Below are 15,161 nucleotides of genomic sequence, written 5' to 3' on the forward strand. Positions count from 1 at the left end.
CCGTGATGAAAATGATAAATGTAGAAGATTACGCATCGGCTATCGAGCTTAATACGCCTCATCAAGTAATGCCTGTGGAGCTTGAGGTGAACGAGGCGATAGAAATGCTTTGGCGCGAGCTTGAGCCTGCGTTAGCAGCCTTAAGGGCACCGGAACATGCTGATTGCGATGTCAATCGGCAGCGACAATGGATAGATGCTGCAATAACCCTATTACCGCCGAACGCACTGAGCCCTAAAGGCGAAGCGGCACTTGATGCTTTGCTTATGGCCGAAAAACAGCAGCGAGAGAGGACGTCAATAGCGTCACTGTTGGCGATGCCGTTTTTGACGATTGGCAGTACCAAGATTGTTTTATGGAAGGGCGATATTACGACGTTGGAAGTGGATGCCATCGTGAATGCAGCCAATCATCAGATGCTTGGGTGCTTTCAGCCGGGACATAAGTGCATTGATAACGCGATCCATAATCGTGCCGGTGTTCAGTTGAGAAGAGATTGCAACACCATTATGGAGATCCAAGGGCACGATGAAGCCGCCGGACAGGCGAAGATCACCCGTGGCTATCATCTGCCAGCGCGCTATGTGATACATACAGTAGGCCCCGTGGTTTCTGGGATAGTACAAGAAGCCGACCGAGCGACGCTTGCCTCTTCGTATCGCTCTGTATTGGATATCTCGCAAAAGGTGTCAGGTGTTGATTCTCTTGCGCTGTGCTCAATTTCAACCGGTGTGTATGGCTATCCCATTGAGCAGGCCACACCAATAGCGATTCAAGAGACGGTGGAATGGATAAAAGCCAATCCCAACAGGCTCAATAGCGTGGTGTTCAATGTGTTCAGTAACCGAGATTACGCGGTTTACCAAAGTCTTTTGGAAGAATTTGTATGTCAGCAATAGAGAAAACCTCTGTTGCTGTTTACGTCTTGTTATCGGTTTACACCTACAAGCCTCTGATTAAATTTGATTTGTTTATCATTACTGCATAAACCATTTGCTTAAAATACGTAAATGCTCCATTATTGCGTAAATGTTTACGTAGTTTGAGGGTGTGACCGTGCAGGTTCAACAAGATGAAGAGAAACTCAAGAAGGCAACGATCCATGAAGCAGCAAGAATTGCCGGTGTATCGATAGCCTCCGTGAGTCGTGCGCTCAATAACAAGCCTGGAATTTCTGAAAAGACTCGAGAGAAAATCTTAGAAGCGTGTAAGCAGTTAGGTTATGTACCCAGCAGCTCCGCCCGCGAATTAACAGGCAGTCGAAAGAACACCATTGCCATCTCTTTGGGTCCGCATGATGCCTACGCGTCGCGCTATATTGGTATGCTTTGGCCCTCACTCTCTGGTGCGTTGCGTAAATCAGGATTAAACCTTTTACCTTCGAGCTTTGCTGAGCTGGAGATCTCACAAGTTGGTGGCGCCGTCTTGCTAGGCATCACTGCGAATGACCCTAGGATAGAGTACTGTCAGCAGCACAACATTCCCTACGTATGTATCGGTATGGCGGAGGGCTCTTTTTGGGTCGCACCTGATGACTTTAATGGTGGCCGTATGGCTGCTCAGCATTTGGTAGATAAGGGGCTAACGGGTATTGGCTTTGTAACGCCTACTACCTATGGTGATGGTTATCAATTTCGACACCAAGGCTACTTATCTGTAATGGCAAGTAATGCGTTACCAGTGCGAGAGCTAAGAACGGGCGCTGATCCGCTTGGCGAGATTGCAGCCTATCGACATTTTATGAATATAGATAAGAAGCAGCTTGAGTCCTATCAAGGCTTCGTGTGTGAATGCGATGAGACAGCGCTGGGCGTCATCGCAGCCTTAAAAGATAGAGGCTACCAACTACCACAAGACTTTTCTGTTGTGGGTTACGATGGGCTACCTGGTATCGCTGCAGGACTGACCACCATTGTCCAAGATACCGATGCTATCTCCGACAAAGTCGCGCAAATGCTGGAAAGTGCCATGCTAGGTGAAGAGCCTGTGGGCTCTGTTGTTTCTGTTACGCTCAGAGAAGGGGAAAGTAGCTAGCCTGCTTTTTATTTATTTTAAAAACCGCACCTCGTCGTGCGGTTTTTTTTACTTAAAATTTACGTAGCTGACATTGAGCTTTCAAATTAATACCCATTTTCACGCTTATCTAGCACACCAATAACATACATTTCATCAATATGTGTGCAATGAAATAGCTAAAATTATAGAAAACATGATCTTCATTGCATAAATAGGACAGTGCTTATCTATCGTAAAGTAAAATGTGATCAGTGCAACGTAAGCGCTTACGTAAGTCATGCATAATCCACGTATACAATTTAACGTGAACAGGAAGCATGATGAAAAAGACAATAATAGCGACTGCGATTATCGCGGCTAGTTTTGGTTTACATGCAGCAGAAAAGACAGAAGTCACTATTGCTGGATGGGGAGGGAACGATGTCGTGGTTCTCAATAAACTGGTTAACGATGTGCTTGCTGATGACTTTGATAAGGCGGGCATCGAAGTTAAGTACCAAGCGGTTGAGGGTGACTTCTCACAATTTATCACTAACTCTCTTTCCGCAGGCACTGCACCAGACGCATTCTACATCGATGTTGTTTTCGCAAACACCATGGTGCAATCAGGAAAAGTTGCTGCTAACAGCGCTGAACTAAATTCTGTCGCTAAGCATATGATTCCAAGCTTAAACGCGTCTTTTACTCTTCAAGGTGACCAATACGGCGTTGCCAAAGACTTCAACACCATTGCCCTGCAGTACAACAAAGACATTTTCGATGATGCCGGTGTTGATTATCCGGCGAGCGAAGACTCTTGGGATCAGCTTCGCGACAAGCTGGTGGCAGTAAAGCAAGAGTTGGGTGATGAAGTCTCGGGTGTGTGTGTGATGCCTGACTACGCTCGATTTGCACCATTTGCGCTGGCGACGGGTTGGAAGCCGTTTAATGAGCAAGGCCAAACGGTTCTTGATGAGAACTTTGAACGTGCATTTAATTTTTACACCGGTCTGGTGACTGAAGATGAGGTAGGCATTCTAGCCACTGACCTAGGTCAAGGCTGGGGTGGTGGCTGTTTTGGTACAGAAGAAACCGCGATTGCGTTAGAGGGTAACTGGATCAGTGGCTACCTGCGTGATAAAGCACCAAACCTACCGTACGGCACGACGATGATGCCAAAAGATCCAGTGTCTGGTGAGCGAGGCAACTTGCTGTTTACTGTAGCCTGGGGCATCAATGCCGATGGCAAGAATATCGCAGCGGCGCAGAAAGCGGTTGAAATTCTTACCAGTCAAGAAGCGCAAGAATGGGTATTGGACTCAGGGCTTGCACTCCCAAGCCGCGAATCTTTGGGTAAATCCGAGTTCTTTTCGCAAAACACAGCCGAAAGCAACCTAGCCCAGCAGGTATTTAAAGGTGCATTAGAAGGCAACGTTGAGCCGTTTTCATTTGGACAGTACGGCACTGCGTGGATGACACCTATCAATGAGGCGCTTAACTCTGTTCTGCTCGGCCAAATGTCGCAAAAGCAGGCGATCAAGATGGCTCAAGAAAAATACAACGCGATGACGGCGAAGTAGGTGAGTTTAGCGATGAATTCTCTACGTTTACGTCAACAAGTTTACGGATGGCTCCTCGCTGGGCCATTTGTACTGACTCTTGTGGTTTTCTTCCTTTACGCACTCGTTCGCACGGTTTACTTCAGTTTTACTGATTATGACCTGTTTAGCGATGCGGTATGGGTCGGACTGAAAAACTTTACCGCCTTACTGAGCGATGACCTGTTTCTATTGTCATTGGCAAATACCGTTTGGTTCTCACTGATTGTCACGTGTGTGCAGACAGTGCTTGCGCTTGGGTTAGCTATCTTGGTGAATTCTAAAATTCGCGCCAAGAGTTTCTTTAGAACGGCTTTCTATCTGCCAAGTATCCTGTCGAGTGCGGCGGTGACGCTTATCTTCATTTGGTTCTACCAAAAAAATGGTTACCTCAATGGGTTTGTGACCGACCTTGTTAACCACTTCCCGCATATCAGCTGCTTTGCTTTGGTGGCGATAGCGACTCAGTTTGTGTTGGTGACCAAAGACCGCCTGAAAGGACTGCCGGTGGGATGGTTCGATCCTGCGTGGGGCATCATGTCAGTCATGGTGGCAGGTGTTGCCACTGTTGTTGCGAGCTTAATGGGCTGGGTTGAAGTGAATCAACAAGTGGTCGAGGTGAACTGGCTTAACACGCGTGATCATGTTGGCCCTATGCCACTCACGCTTTGGGCTATCGTGATTCAGAACATCTACACCACGATCCCAACCTTTATGTTGCTGTTCCTAGCTGGTCTTCAAGGCATACCGGGTGAGCTGTATGAAGCGGCACACATCGATGGTGCGAACAAATGGCAGCAACACTGGAACATTACGATTCCTCAGTTGGCCCCTGTGACGTTTGTCGTCGTGACATTCTCAATCATTGGCACGCTGCAAATGTTTGACCAGGTGGCACTGCTTGGCTCGGCTGCACCATTGGAGTCTCGAATCACGCTTGCTTACTACGTATACCACAACGCATTCCCACCGGGTGGCACGCCACAAATCGGCATGGCAAGTGCAGCGGCACTAGTACTGGCATTTATTACATTGGCAGTGGTTTATCTGCAGAAAATCTTTGGTATTAAGGAGAAAGCAGATGGCTAATTCACTTACCGCGAGCAATACAGATAGCTCGCCTATCCAGCCAACGATGGAGCAGATTGCCAAGTTTCAGGCGCGTCGCCGCTGGGCAAAGGTGGCTTGGGTTTACAGCTCACTGCTGCTGGTTGCAACTGTGATGCTGGGTACTTTTGTGGTGGCATTTTTAGCAAGCCTTAAAGATGACCCACTTGAGCAGCCTTTCAAGTTTAGTTTTGCTCAGGTTCAGCCAAGCAACTGGAGCGCAGCCTATGACCTCGGCAAGCAAGGTAACAATGCCCCTATGTTCGGCGGTTTTGCGCCAGGCGCAGACATTAACTTCACCGTGACGTACGCCGTGGAATCGGGCGAAGAGTTGGTGACACCGAAAATCGAAGTACCACGCCGTCGCCCAGGTACGGGCATGGCAGCAGCGATTGTGACTGACTTTGCTGCGGACTATGCGCTGGTAAGTGAACCAGTACTGGTGAGTTCTGAGCAAGACGTGACCTATATCGAAAAGCGCGGCCGCCGTGAAGTTGAGAAGCAGGGTCACAGCCAGACATGGTCATTCTCGATTCGTTATGACGGCACCGGCCCAGAAATCGCCACGCTGCCGCTTAGTGTTGAAGCACCACGTGGGCAGGTACTGATCGATAGCACGCTGGCACCAAGCAAGATGGAGCGTCGCGGCCGTGTGGCTGCATGGGATAACGCGGCACCTGGCTTTATTGGTTACGTGTTTAAGTCCTACGTTCGCGTATACACCGAGTCTGTGAGCTTGGACACCGGCAAGAGCCTGTTCATGAGCTGGACCATCAACTCGTTCTTTATCGCGATCGGTAAGGTGCTGCTGACGCTGTTCTTTGCTTGTACTGCGGGTTATGCCCTTGCTCGACTGAAGTTTACTGGAGCGCGCGCTGTTTTCGCTTTCATGTTGTTCAGCATGATGATTCCAGGACAGGTGACGTTTATTTCGAACTACCTGATCTACAAAGACATTGGCCTTCTTAACACGCCTTGGGCAGTTATCACGGCCGTCGTGGCATCCGGTCAGGTTCTTATCATGAAGCAGTTCTTTGAGAACATTCCGAAAGAACTGGAAGAGGCGGCGATTGTCGATGGTGCGAGCCCTGCTGTGATTCTGTGGAAGGTGTTTATGCCTCTCGCCAAGCCAGCCATCTTATCGGTAACCATCTTGGGTTTTCAAGGTGCATGGAACGATTTCTTCTGGCCACTTGTGGTGATCAACAGCCCTGCTGATGCCTTCACCTTACCAGTAGGTCTATTAAGTTTACGTAACGCCTATGGCGTAGCAGGTGACTGGAACCTGATCTTGGCAGGCGCTTTCCTGTCGACAATCCCAGTACTCATTGTGTTTATGGTTTTCCAACGCTACTTCGTCGGAAACGATATTTCTTCCGCTGTTAAAGGTTAATTTTCGGGGGATATTTTAAGATGTTTATGAACTACAACGCTGGTCAAGGCGAACTAAAAAACTGGATCGTTGAAGAGACGGCGTTCGACTCTGCTTTCCAAGGTAAATGTGAAGTCGTAATGAGCCAAGGTAACGGCTACATGGGTGCTCGCAGTGCAACAGAAGAGAAATACGTTGGTCAGGTTCGCAACTTGTTTGTTGCGGGTACTTACAACAAGTTCGATGCTGATGAAGTGACAGAGCTCCCGAATGCAGCCGACATGAGTGCTATTGAGATCTTTATCGATGGTCGCCGCTTCCACCTAGAGTCGGGTGAAGTGAGTAACTACTCTCGCCGCCTTAATGTTAAAAACGGTGAGCTGACGCGTGAATTTACTTGGACGAACAACGAAGGCAACAGCTTCGAAATGCGCTTCCGTCGTTTCTTCTCGCAAGCAAACCTGCACTTGATGGCGTTCGATGTTGAAGTGAAAGCACTAAACAGCGATGCAAAGATTGAGATCCGCTCAGGTGTCGATGCTCAGCTGTCTAACTCAGGCGCTCAACACTTCCACGAAGGTGAGAAGCGTATCTACGACAAACGCTTTATTGAGCTTCTGCAACACACAACAGAAAGTAAGGTCGATTTTGTTTTCCTAACGTCTCACCGTTACTTTGTAAACGGCCAAGAGGCGGAAATCGATCCAGGCCTACAGATGGACCGCCGCAAAGTATGGCTGAACATCAACCAAGAGCTTAAGGCAGGTGACACCTTCCGTACTGAAAAAGTAGGTGTCGTCCACACATCTCGCGACAAGCAGTTTGATGTTGAAGGCTACGAGCTTCAAGCACTGCGTGACCACGCTCTGACAAACCTTAAGACCAATGCAGATCGCAGCTTTGATGAGCTACTTGAAGAGAGTGCAGCAGAGTGGGATAAGCGCTGGGCAGGCATGAGCATTGAAATTGGTGGTAGCGATTTTGACCAGCTGGCGATTCGCTTTGCGCAGTATCAGCTTAATATCTTTACGCCAATGCACGATTCTCGCTTTGGTATTGGTGCGAAGGGTCTATCGGGCGAAGGCTATAAGGGGCACTCTTTCTGGGATACCGAAGTCTTCATGCTGCCATTCTTCATCTACACGATGCCAGAGGTGGCTCGCAGCCTACTTGAGTATCGTTTCAAAACACTGGGCGGTGCGCGCAAGAAAGCAAAAGACAATGGCTACATTGGCGCACAGTTCCCTTGGGAATCAGCACTTACAGGCGAAGAAGTGACGCCAGTATGGGGCGCAGTAGACATCATCACAGGTAAGTCGACTAAGATCTGGTCTGGTTTTATCGAGCAGCACATCACGTGTGATATCACATACGCGCTATGGCAGTACTACCAAATCACCGGTGACCAGAAGTTCATGGACGACATGGGCTACGAGATCATGTTCGATACTGCAACTTTCTGGACTAGCCGCTTAGATTGGCTAGAAGATCGCAACATGTGGGGTATCTGCAACGTTATCGGTCCTGATGAGTACAAAGAGCACATCGATAACAACGCCTTCACCAACTACATGGCCGTAGAAAACATCAAACTCGCGATTCGTTACTACGAAGACCTAGAGGCCTCCAACCCAGAGCTGCTTGCTAAGCTATCTGACAAGCTAAACCTGGTTGAAGCTCGTCAAATGTGGCTTAACCGCGTAGACAACATCTACCTGCCACAACCTCGCGCAGAAGATAAGGTGATTCCTCAAGATGATACTTACCTGCAAAAAGAGATCATCGATCTGACTAAGTACAAAGAGCAGCCATTTGTTGGTGGCCTGTTCCAAGACTACAACCTAGAACAAGTTAACGAGATGCAGGTTTCTAAGCAGGCAGACATCATGGTGTTGTTCCTGCAGCAAGAAGACAAGTTCGACCTAGAAACCAAGCTAGCAAACTGGAACTACTACGAGCCTAAGACTCTGCACGACTCATCTCTGAGCCTGTCTACGCACTCAGTACTTGCGTCAGATGTAGGTAACCCAGAGCTGTCTTACGACCTATTCCAACAAGCGGCATCTATCGATATCGGTCAAAACATGAAGAGTTCTGACCACGGTATCCACGCAGCCTCCATCGGTGGTATGTGGCAGTGCGTCGTGTACGGCTTTGGTGGTGTTCGCATGCTAGGTGGCAAGCTTCGCATCAACCCTAATCTGCCAGAGCAATGGGATTGCCTGAACTTCCCTATCTACTGGAAAGGTGAGCGTTTGGAAATCACCGTAGACCAAGAGCAAGTGCGTGTATCTCGCCCTGAGTTCAATGGTCAAGCACTAACTATCGAGGTGGCAAATGAGCCACGTGTTATCGAATCAACAGAGGCTGTTTTCAATGTGTAAGGCGTTTATTTTTGACCTAGATGGTGTGATTACGGACACCGCAGAGCTTCACTACCAAGCGTGGCAGCGCATGGCTAATGAAGAAGGCTTCTACTTCGATCGCGAAATCAATGAGCAGCTACGTGGCGTGTCACGCCGTGCATCTCTCGAGATCATTCTTGCTGGACGTGAGCTTAGTGAAGAGAAAATTGCAGAGCTTATGCAGCGTAAGAACGACTACTACGTGGATTTACTCAACACCATCTCAGCAAAAGACGTGTTGCCAGGTGTTGAGCAGTTCCTACTAGAGCTTAATGCTCGCGGTATCAAAGTCGCATTGGCATCGGCGAGCAAAAACGCGCGCCCAATTCTGCATAGGCTAGGTCTGACACCACTGTTCGATGCAATCGGTGATGGTTGGTCAGTGTCTCGCTCAAAACCTGCCCCTGATGTGTTTATTCACGCTGCGGGTCAGGTTGGCGTCAATGCTGATGAGTGCATTGTGGTTGAAGATGCGGAAGCCGGAGTGGATGCAGCGAAAGAAGCCGGTATGAAAGTCGTTGGTATTGGGCCGGGTGAGCGTGTTGGTCACGCGACTTGGCGATTCGATGATACCAATGGGCTGAAGCTAGCCAATATCGTTAGCTAACCTTAGCTGCATTATCGAGGTGGGGTACTGGCCCCACCTATTAAAGACATTACTAGGAATTACTCATGGCGCGTTTAGAACTGAAAAATCTCAATAAAATCTATCCTGACGGAGCACACATCATCAAGGATGCCAACCTTACGATCGAAGATGGTGAGTTCACCGTTTTCGTTGGGCCGTCAGGTTGCGGCAAATCAACCATGCTAAGAATGGTCGCAGGTCTTGAAGAGATTTCCTCAGGCGAAATGTGTCTAGACAACGAAGTTGTCAATAACCTATCACCAACCGATCGCGGTATTGGCATGGTGTTCCAATCTTACGCTCTGTATCCACACATGACGGTGTACGAGAACATCGCATTTGGTTTGAAGCTTGCTAAGAAATCCAAACAACAAATCGATGATGCGGTTCGACAAGTCGCTGAAATGCTCGAACTGACTAAGCTGCTTGAGCAGCGCCCAAGCCAGCTCTCCGGTGGTCAGCGTCAGCGTGTAGCGATTGGCCGCGCTATCGTACGCAATCCAAAACTGTTTCTACTGGATGAGCCGCTATCTAACTTAGATGCGTCGCTGCGTGTTCGCATGCGCCTGCAGCTTGCGGATTACCACAAAAAGCTCAAGTCGACCGTGATTTACGTAACGCACGATCAAGTAGAAGCGATGACACTTGCCGACAAAATTGTCGTCCTTCGTGCTGGCGTGATTGAGCAAGTTGGCTCGCCGCTAGAGCTGTACTACTTCCCTAAAACGCTGTTTGTCGCTGGCTTCATTGGTTCGCCGAAAATGAACTTGCTTCCGGCCACGTTGCTTGAGGCGAATGATGAGCACGCCAAGGTTGAGGTGGGCGATCACACCTTCCAAGCCGATGTGAACGCAAAAGGAGCAACACAAGGCGCCTTGATGACGCTTGGTATCCGTCCAGAGGACATTCATTTGGATGCGCATGGTGTCGGAGTGATAGTCGAAGGATTGGAGCGTTTGGGCACTGAGTCTTTGCTTTACACCACGCTCGTCAAGGGCGGTCAAGAGGTATTAGTGCGCGTTCCTGGAACCGTACACGTTGAGGTTGGACAAAGACTGAATATTCGTATTCCTGCTGAAAAGTGCCATTTATTCGACAATCAAGGTCATGCGTTGCCAAGACAAATGACTATGGAGCAGTTGGTGTCATTTCCACCTGAAGTGCCAGTCAATGAGCTAAAAGCGATCAGCTAGCTTTAGCGAAAACAACGAGCAAAACACTATAAGAATAATTTAAAAATCCCCCCATGAGCTTTGCAGAGCTAGGGGGGGGATAGGGTTCGCTTTGCCTAAAAACGGCGAAGCTTTTGTCAAACTGTCGCTTCGATTGCAGTCGACGACAGTCTCAAGCCTTTGTGACAAGGCGTGATAAACATAAGGTAAATCACATGAAAAATAAAGCAGTGGTCAGCACTCTAATATGTTGCACTCTATTTCCGACCGTCGTACTAGCAGAAGAGTCTGCCACCGATGAGACACTACAAGCCGGAAGCATTTCGGGTGAAGAATCTCCTAACGACGAAGCGTTAAAAGATGGCAGCATTCAGGGTATTGAGCAGGGACTCTCAAAAGCAGAGCTGCTTACTGCGGTTAATGTGCCGAAAGAAGAAGGACGTTTCCATGGCACGCTCGGTACAAACCTAGAAGTAGAGCAAGTGCGTCGAGATGATGGCATTAATGAAGGCAAAGTAAAGTACACCATGGCTCAGGGTAGTTTTCGACATGACGACTTACCTGGCTGGGACTTTGGTTTCTACTCCGGTCGTGAATACTTATACAGCGGCGATCTTTTTAGTGCGAGCTATGATCGCGGCACCAATGCAATCCAAGAGGTGTTCGTGAACAGAAACTACGGTTTCGAGAAGGGTAACATCGGTTGGGGTGTTGCGTTAAAGAGTGAAAGTATTGACGAGCGAACCACTCCAGAAGGCAAGGTTTTCGGCTCTTACCAAATTACTGACCGCTTAGATATTCATGGCTATGCTATGTATCACGTCGAAATTAAACAAAACCGCGGAAACTTCAATTACTGGGAGCTAGAGCCTGGTTTTGGCTACAAAATCGCGGATAACTCTGGTGCTTGGCTGAACTTCCGCTTGCAGCAAGGTGAGTGGGTACCTAAGCAGGGCGCTAAGGAGCTTGAAACCGAATGGATCATCAAACCTGGCGTTTGGTACAGCTGGGGCAAGTTATCGGCTTCACTGTGGGGTGAATTCGGTAAGTTTGAGAAAGAAGCTTCTGCAACCGGCGCTCATCTTTGGACTGAGACATACTCTAAAGTCGGTATTTCTGCCAACTACCCAATTGCTAAAAACTGGCGTGTGTTCGGCGAAACGAGCTACAAATGGCAAGACTTCAAAGATGGTAACGATGAAGAGTTTGGCGGCTACATTCCCGTCTTTATCGCAGGCATTAACTACAGCTTCTAACCTCCACATTTAATGGATTATTACCCCAATTATCCATGCTTGGCCCTAGGTACTGTCGCCTAGGGTCTTTTTCTATGAGAATTCGACCATGACTGAAAAATATCGCCCAACGCTTCACATGACGCCAAATCAAGGCTGGATGAATGATCCCAATGGTTTGGTCTACTTCAATGAACAATACCACCAGTTTTATCAGTATTACCCACACGATACCGTTTGGGGACCGATGCACTGGGGGCATAAAGTCAGTCGCGATCTGATTCACTGGCAAGAGCTGGCACCTGCATTGTGCCCAGATGAATCGGGTATGTGCTTTTCAGGCAGCGCAATCGTCGATTGGAATAATGTGTCTGGTTTGTTTGAGGATGGGCGTCCGGGTCTACTCGCGTTTTACACCTCTTTCTTGCAGCCATCGGTTACCTTAGAAAATGGCGACTCGATTGAAAATCCGATCCAACAGCAATCACTCGCGTACAGCCAAGATGGCAACACATGGACCAAGTATAAGTTGGGTGCGCCAATCATCCCTGCGCGTGGTAATCCAGATTTTCGCGACCCTAAAGTCTTCTGGCATCAAGAGAGCGAGGCTTGGGTCATGGTGGTCTCGTGTGGTCAGCATATTGAGTTTTACTGCTCGCACAACTTGCTTGAGTGGCGGCTAGTCAGCGAGTTTGGCTATCGCCAAGGGGCACACAGCAAAGGTCCTTGGGAGTGCCCAGATCTCTTCGAGTTGTCATTGGAAGGGACGGATAAGCGCTATTGGGTGCTGGTGGTCGGTATTGGAGAAGGTGCCCATTGTGATGGTGCCGGAACGCAGTATTTTGTGGGTGATTTTGATGGTGAAACCTTTACCAACCTTAACCATCCGAACAAGGTTTTGTGGCTAGATTTCGGTCGTGATTACTATGCGACGCAATCATTTTCTGATGTTCCCGAACAAGATGGTCGCCGCATTGTCAGCACATGGATGAATAATCATCAATACTCTTTGGAGCTTCCTTCTGAATGTTTTAGAGGAACCATGGCGATGCCTCGGGAGCTTTATCTTTTTGAGAGCGGTGACGGTATCAGGGTTGGACAGCGCTTTACTAAAGAATTAGGTGCAGCCTTTCAAGTAGACTCAAAACAGCTAGAGCCTGAAAGTGAGCAAACTCTGACCCTGTACCATCAAGACGGTGTGATGCATTTCCAATGCGATGTGACCTTAGATGATGAGCAGACACTGCACTTAGGCTTGTATCAAGATAATGCTGCCTTTTACGAGTTTAGAAAAGTCACTACTGGCTCGGGAGAAACGAATCTGGAAGTGCGCTCTGTCAGAAGAGGTCAGTTTGGCTCAAAGCGCATTGATGAGCATTTTCCACATGATTATCGAACAGTATTGCCAACAAATGGCGCGTTTCGATTAGAGGTACTTTTTGACAAGGGCTCGGTCGAGCTTCTCATTAACGGAGGAGAGTACAGTTTTACTAACCTTATCTATCCATCGAATACTCAAGCCAGTGCGTCGCTGAGCGTCGATAGCGGCACCTTGCATCTGAGTAACCTAACCACGAAAAGCCTAATGGGAGAGGGCACATGCTAACGGAATCAAAAGCGCGTAAGGCACTGCGTCAGATACTAGATTCGGTCGAGTTACCAAGACTCACTAAAAAAAGATGAGAAAGTGTTCTTAGCGCGACTAGAACGTCACTTTCCTAATCTATTGAGCAAACTTCATGATCTTTATGGCGGTCATTACGACTTCTTTTTTCATGCGCAGAAGTTGGTGGTGGTATTAGCAACCAATTTCGCAAGCCGTAAGCGTAAATGGAAAAATCTAGACGAAAAGCGTCTCGCAAACCCACAGTGGTATCGAAGTGAGAAGATGCTTGGAATGGCGGTGTATGTTGATCTCTTCGCGGGTGATCTCAATGCGCTTCATGCCAAGATCCCATACCTTAAATCCCTAGGTATTAACTATTTGCATCTAATGCCTCTCTACAAATCACCTGAGGGTGACAGTGATGGCGGTTACGCAGTATCAGACTATCGCAAAGTGGATCAAAGACTGGGCAATGAGAAAGACCTGGTACGCCTTGCAGATGCGCTGAGCTCCGAAGGGATAAGCCTAGTGCTCGATTTTGTGTTTAACCATACCTCGGACGAACATCACTGGGCTATCGAGGCGCGCAAAGGTAACCCAGAGTTTGAGGACTTCTATTATTTCTTCACCGATGAGAAAGAGGTACAGGAGTATAATCAGACCTGCCGAGAGATCTTTCCAACGGTAAGACGAGGCAGCTTTAGCTACCTTGAGGATGTCGAAAAGTGGGTTTGGACGACGTTTAACAGTTTTCAGTGGGATCTTAACTATTCCAACCCAGCTGTGTTCAATGCGATAACCGACGAGATGCTGTTCTTAGCAAACATCGGCTGTGAAGGGCTGCGCCTTGACGCGTTGGCGTTCATTTGGAAAGAGAAGTGGACACAGTGCGAGAGCTTGCCTAAAGCACATACCCTGATTCAGTGCTTCAATGCCTGCTTGCAGATTGTCGCTCCGGCAGTGCTATTTAAGTCAGAAGCGATAGTGCACCCTGATGAGGTTGCAGAGTATATCAGTGACGATGAATGCCAGCTCTCCTATAACCCGCTCATGATGGCGTTAATGTGGGAGAGTCTAGCGACGCGTGACACCAAGCTGCTCACTGCATCACTGAAGAAGAGCTTTACTATCGCGCCAGAGGCGAGCTGGGTGAACTATATCCGCTGTCATGACGATATCGGCTGGACATTTGATGATGCAGTAGCGAGTGAACTTGGCATCGATGGCTTTGAGCATCGCCGTTTTCTAATTCAGTTTTACACGGGCAAGTTTGACGGCTCGTTTTCTCAGGGTGTGCCATTTCAGGAAAACCCGAGTACAGGCGATTGCCGAGTCTGTGGCTCACTGGCATCCCTCGCCGGTCTTGAAAAAGCCATCGAGCTTGATGATGCCGAGCAAATTGAACATGCATTAAAGCGCGTTCGTTTGCTGAATAGTGTTGTGCTGAGCATTGGAGGCGTACCGCTAATCTACCAAGGCGACGAGCTGGGAATATTAAATGACCATAGCTATTTGAGTGATGAGTTTAAGCGCGAGGATTCTCGCTGGGTAAATCGTCCGGCGATTACAGACGATGCGATGGCACGTGCTCTAGAAGGAAATGGTTACCAAAACCGTATACACAGTGATCTTAAGCAGATGATTGCCTTAAGACAGGCTGATACCGTTTTTGGTGCCGCGCACACGGAAATCCTAGAAACCTATCGCCCGCACCTGTTCGCTTACGTGCGCAAACATGACAATGGTGACAGGCTATTGGCTATTTGTAACTTTAGTGAGCACACTCAATCCCTACCGGCATCGATCTGTGACTGCCTCGGTGATGGTCAAGTGGTGGATCTATTATCGGAAGTGCATGTTGATGGCACGGAGCTTGAGCTCAATGCTTATGATGTGGTGTGGTTAAAAGTAAAACAAGCGAACTGATAGAGATTGACCTCACAAAGGGTGGGGCTTAACCCCCATCCTTTAGCTACCTGCACTATATCAGAGAGGGAAAATAAAAAGAGTATACTGAGTTAGATGATTGCGTAAAAATAACTT

At 48.3% G+C, this 15,161-nt stretch carries 10 protein-coding genes and 1 pseudogene; all 11 read left to right on the plus strand.

Annotated features, from left to right (window positions below):
• Positions 1 to 5: 5 nt before the first annotated feature.
• The 11 genes and pseudogenes from AC6I8Y_RS22850 to AC6I8Y_RS22900 all read left to right on the plus strand — a co-directional run bounded on the left by AC6I8Y_RS22850 (position 6) and on the right by AC6I8Y_RS22900 (position 15,044).
• Positions 6 to 899, plus strand: coding sequence for a protein-ADP-ribose hydrolase (locus tag AC6I8Y_RS22850; RefSeq protein WP_498021815.1), 894 nt, complete (start codon positions 6 to 8; stop codon positions 897 to 899).
• 157 nt (positions 900 to 1,056) lie between these two features.
• Positions 1,057 to 2,034: a LacI family DNA-binding transcriptional regulator gene (locus AC6I8Y_RS22855; RefSeq protein WP_498021816.1), complete on the plus strand. Its 978-nt coding sequence runs from the start codon at positions 1,057 to 1,059 to the stop codon at positions 2,032 to 2,034.
• A gap of 302 nt (positions 2,035 to 2,336) precedes the next feature.
• Entirely contained in the window at positions 2,337 to 3,575 is a 1,239-nt protein-coding gene (locus AC6I8Y_RS22860) for an extracellular solute-binding protein (protein ID WP_394149762.1), read from the plus strand.
• Positions 3,576 to 3,587: 12 nt separating this feature from the next.
• Entirely contained in the window at positions 3,588 to 4,682 is a 1,095-nt protein-coding gene (locus AC6I8Y_RS22865) for a carbohydrate ABC transporter permease (protein ID WP_394149763.1), read from the plus strand.
• Positions 4,675 to 6,093, plus strand: a complete 1,419-nt coding sequence (locus tag AC6I8Y_RS22870) for a carbohydrate ABC transporter permease (protein ID WP_498021817.1) — start codon at positions 4,675 to 4,677, stop codon at positions 6,091 to 6,093. The genes AC6I8Y_RS22865 and AC6I8Y_RS22870 overlap by 8 nt, the downstream gene beginning before the upstream one ends.
• 20 nt (positions 6,094 to 6,113) lie before the next feature.
• A complete protein-coding gene (locus tag AC6I8Y_RS22875) occupies positions 6,114 to 8,456 on the plus strand; it encodes a glycoside hydrolase family 65 protein (protein WP_498021818.1) in 2,343 nt (780 codons plus the stop codon).
• Complete coding sequence (pgmB, locus tag AC6I8Y_RS22880; RefSeq protein ID WP_394149768.1) at positions 8,449 to 9,084, plus strand: beta-phosphoglucomutase; 636 nt, start codon at positions 8,449 to 8,451, stop codon at positions 9,082 to 9,084. The genes AC6I8Y_RS22875 and pgmB overlap by 8 nt, the downstream gene beginning before the upstream one ends.
• A gap of 65 nt (positions 9,085 to 9,149) precedes the next feature.
• Positions 9,150 to 10,298: an ABC transporter ATP-binding protein gene (locus tag AC6I8Y_RS22885; RefSeq protein WP_498021819.1), complete on the plus strand. Its 1,149-nt coding sequence runs from the start codon at positions 9,150 to 9,152 to the stop codon at positions 10,296 to 10,298.
• A 194-nt stretch (positions 10,299 to 10,492) separates the two neighbouring features.
• Complete coding sequence (locus AC6I8Y_RS22890; protein ID WP_498021820.1) at positions 10,493 to 11,533, plus strand: OmpG porin family protein; 1,041 nt, start codon at positions 10,493 to 10,495, stop codon at positions 11,531 to 11,533.
• 88 nt (positions 11,534 to 11,621) lie between these two features.
• On the plus strand, positions 11,622 to 13,118 hold the full coding sequence (locus AC6I8Y_RS22895) for a glycoside hydrolase family 32 protein (RefSeq protein ID WP_498021821.1): 1,497 nt from the start codon (positions 11,622 to 11,624) through the stop codon (positions 13,116 to 13,118).
• Positions 13,112 to 15,044 (plus strand): annotated as a pseudogene (locus AC6I8Y_RS22900) (amylosucrase). The gene AC6I8Y_RS22895 and the pseudogene AC6I8Y_RS22900 overlap by 7 nt, the downstream one beginning before the upstream one ends.
• The last annotated feature ends 117 nt before the right edge of the window (positions 15,045 to 15,161 follow it).

This window comes from Vibrio sp. KUL78, from assembly GCF_059725505.1.

What these genes read in the sequence shown, in the direction of transcription:
- AC6I8Y_RS22875 (WP_498021818.1), top strand. Translation starts at nt 6,114, where the DNA reads ATGTTTATGAACTACAACGCTGGTCAAGGCGAACTAAAAAACTGGATC.
- AC6I8Y_RS22865 (WP_394149763.1), top strand. Translation starts at nt 3,588, where the DNA reads ATGAATTCTCTACGTTTACGTCAACAAGTTTACGGATGGCTCCTCGCT.
- AC6I8Y_RS22885 (WP_498021819.1), top strand. Translation starts at nt 9,150, where the DNA reads ATGGCGCGTTTAGAACTGAAAAATCTCAATAAAATCTATCCTGACGGA.
- AC6I8Y_RS22870 (WP_498021817.1), top strand. Translation starts at nt 4,675, where the DNA reads ATGGCTAATTCACTTACCGCGAGCAATACAGATAGCTCGCCTATCCAG.
- AC6I8Y_RS22850 (WP_498021815.1), top strand. Translation starts at nt 6, where the DNA reads ATGAAAATGATAAATGTAGAAGATTACGCATCGGCTATCGAGCTTAAT.
- AC6I8Y_RS22890 (WP_498021820.1), top strand. Translation starts at nt 10,493, where the DNA reads ATGAAAAATAAAGCAGTGGTCAGCACTCTAATATGTTGCACTCTATTT.
- pgmB (WP_394149768.1), top strand. Translation starts at nt 8,449, where the DNA reads ATGTGTAAGGCGTTTATTTTTGACCTAGATGGTGTGATTACGGACACC.
- AC6I8Y_RS22860 (WP_394149762.1), top strand. Translation starts at nt 2,337, where the DNA reads ATGAAAAAGACAATAATAGCGACTGCGATTATCGCGGCTAGTTTTGGT.
- AC6I8Y_RS22895 (WP_498021821.1), top strand. Translation starts at nt 11,622, where the DNA reads ATGACTGAAAAATATCGCCCAACGCTTCACATGACGCCAAATCAAGGC.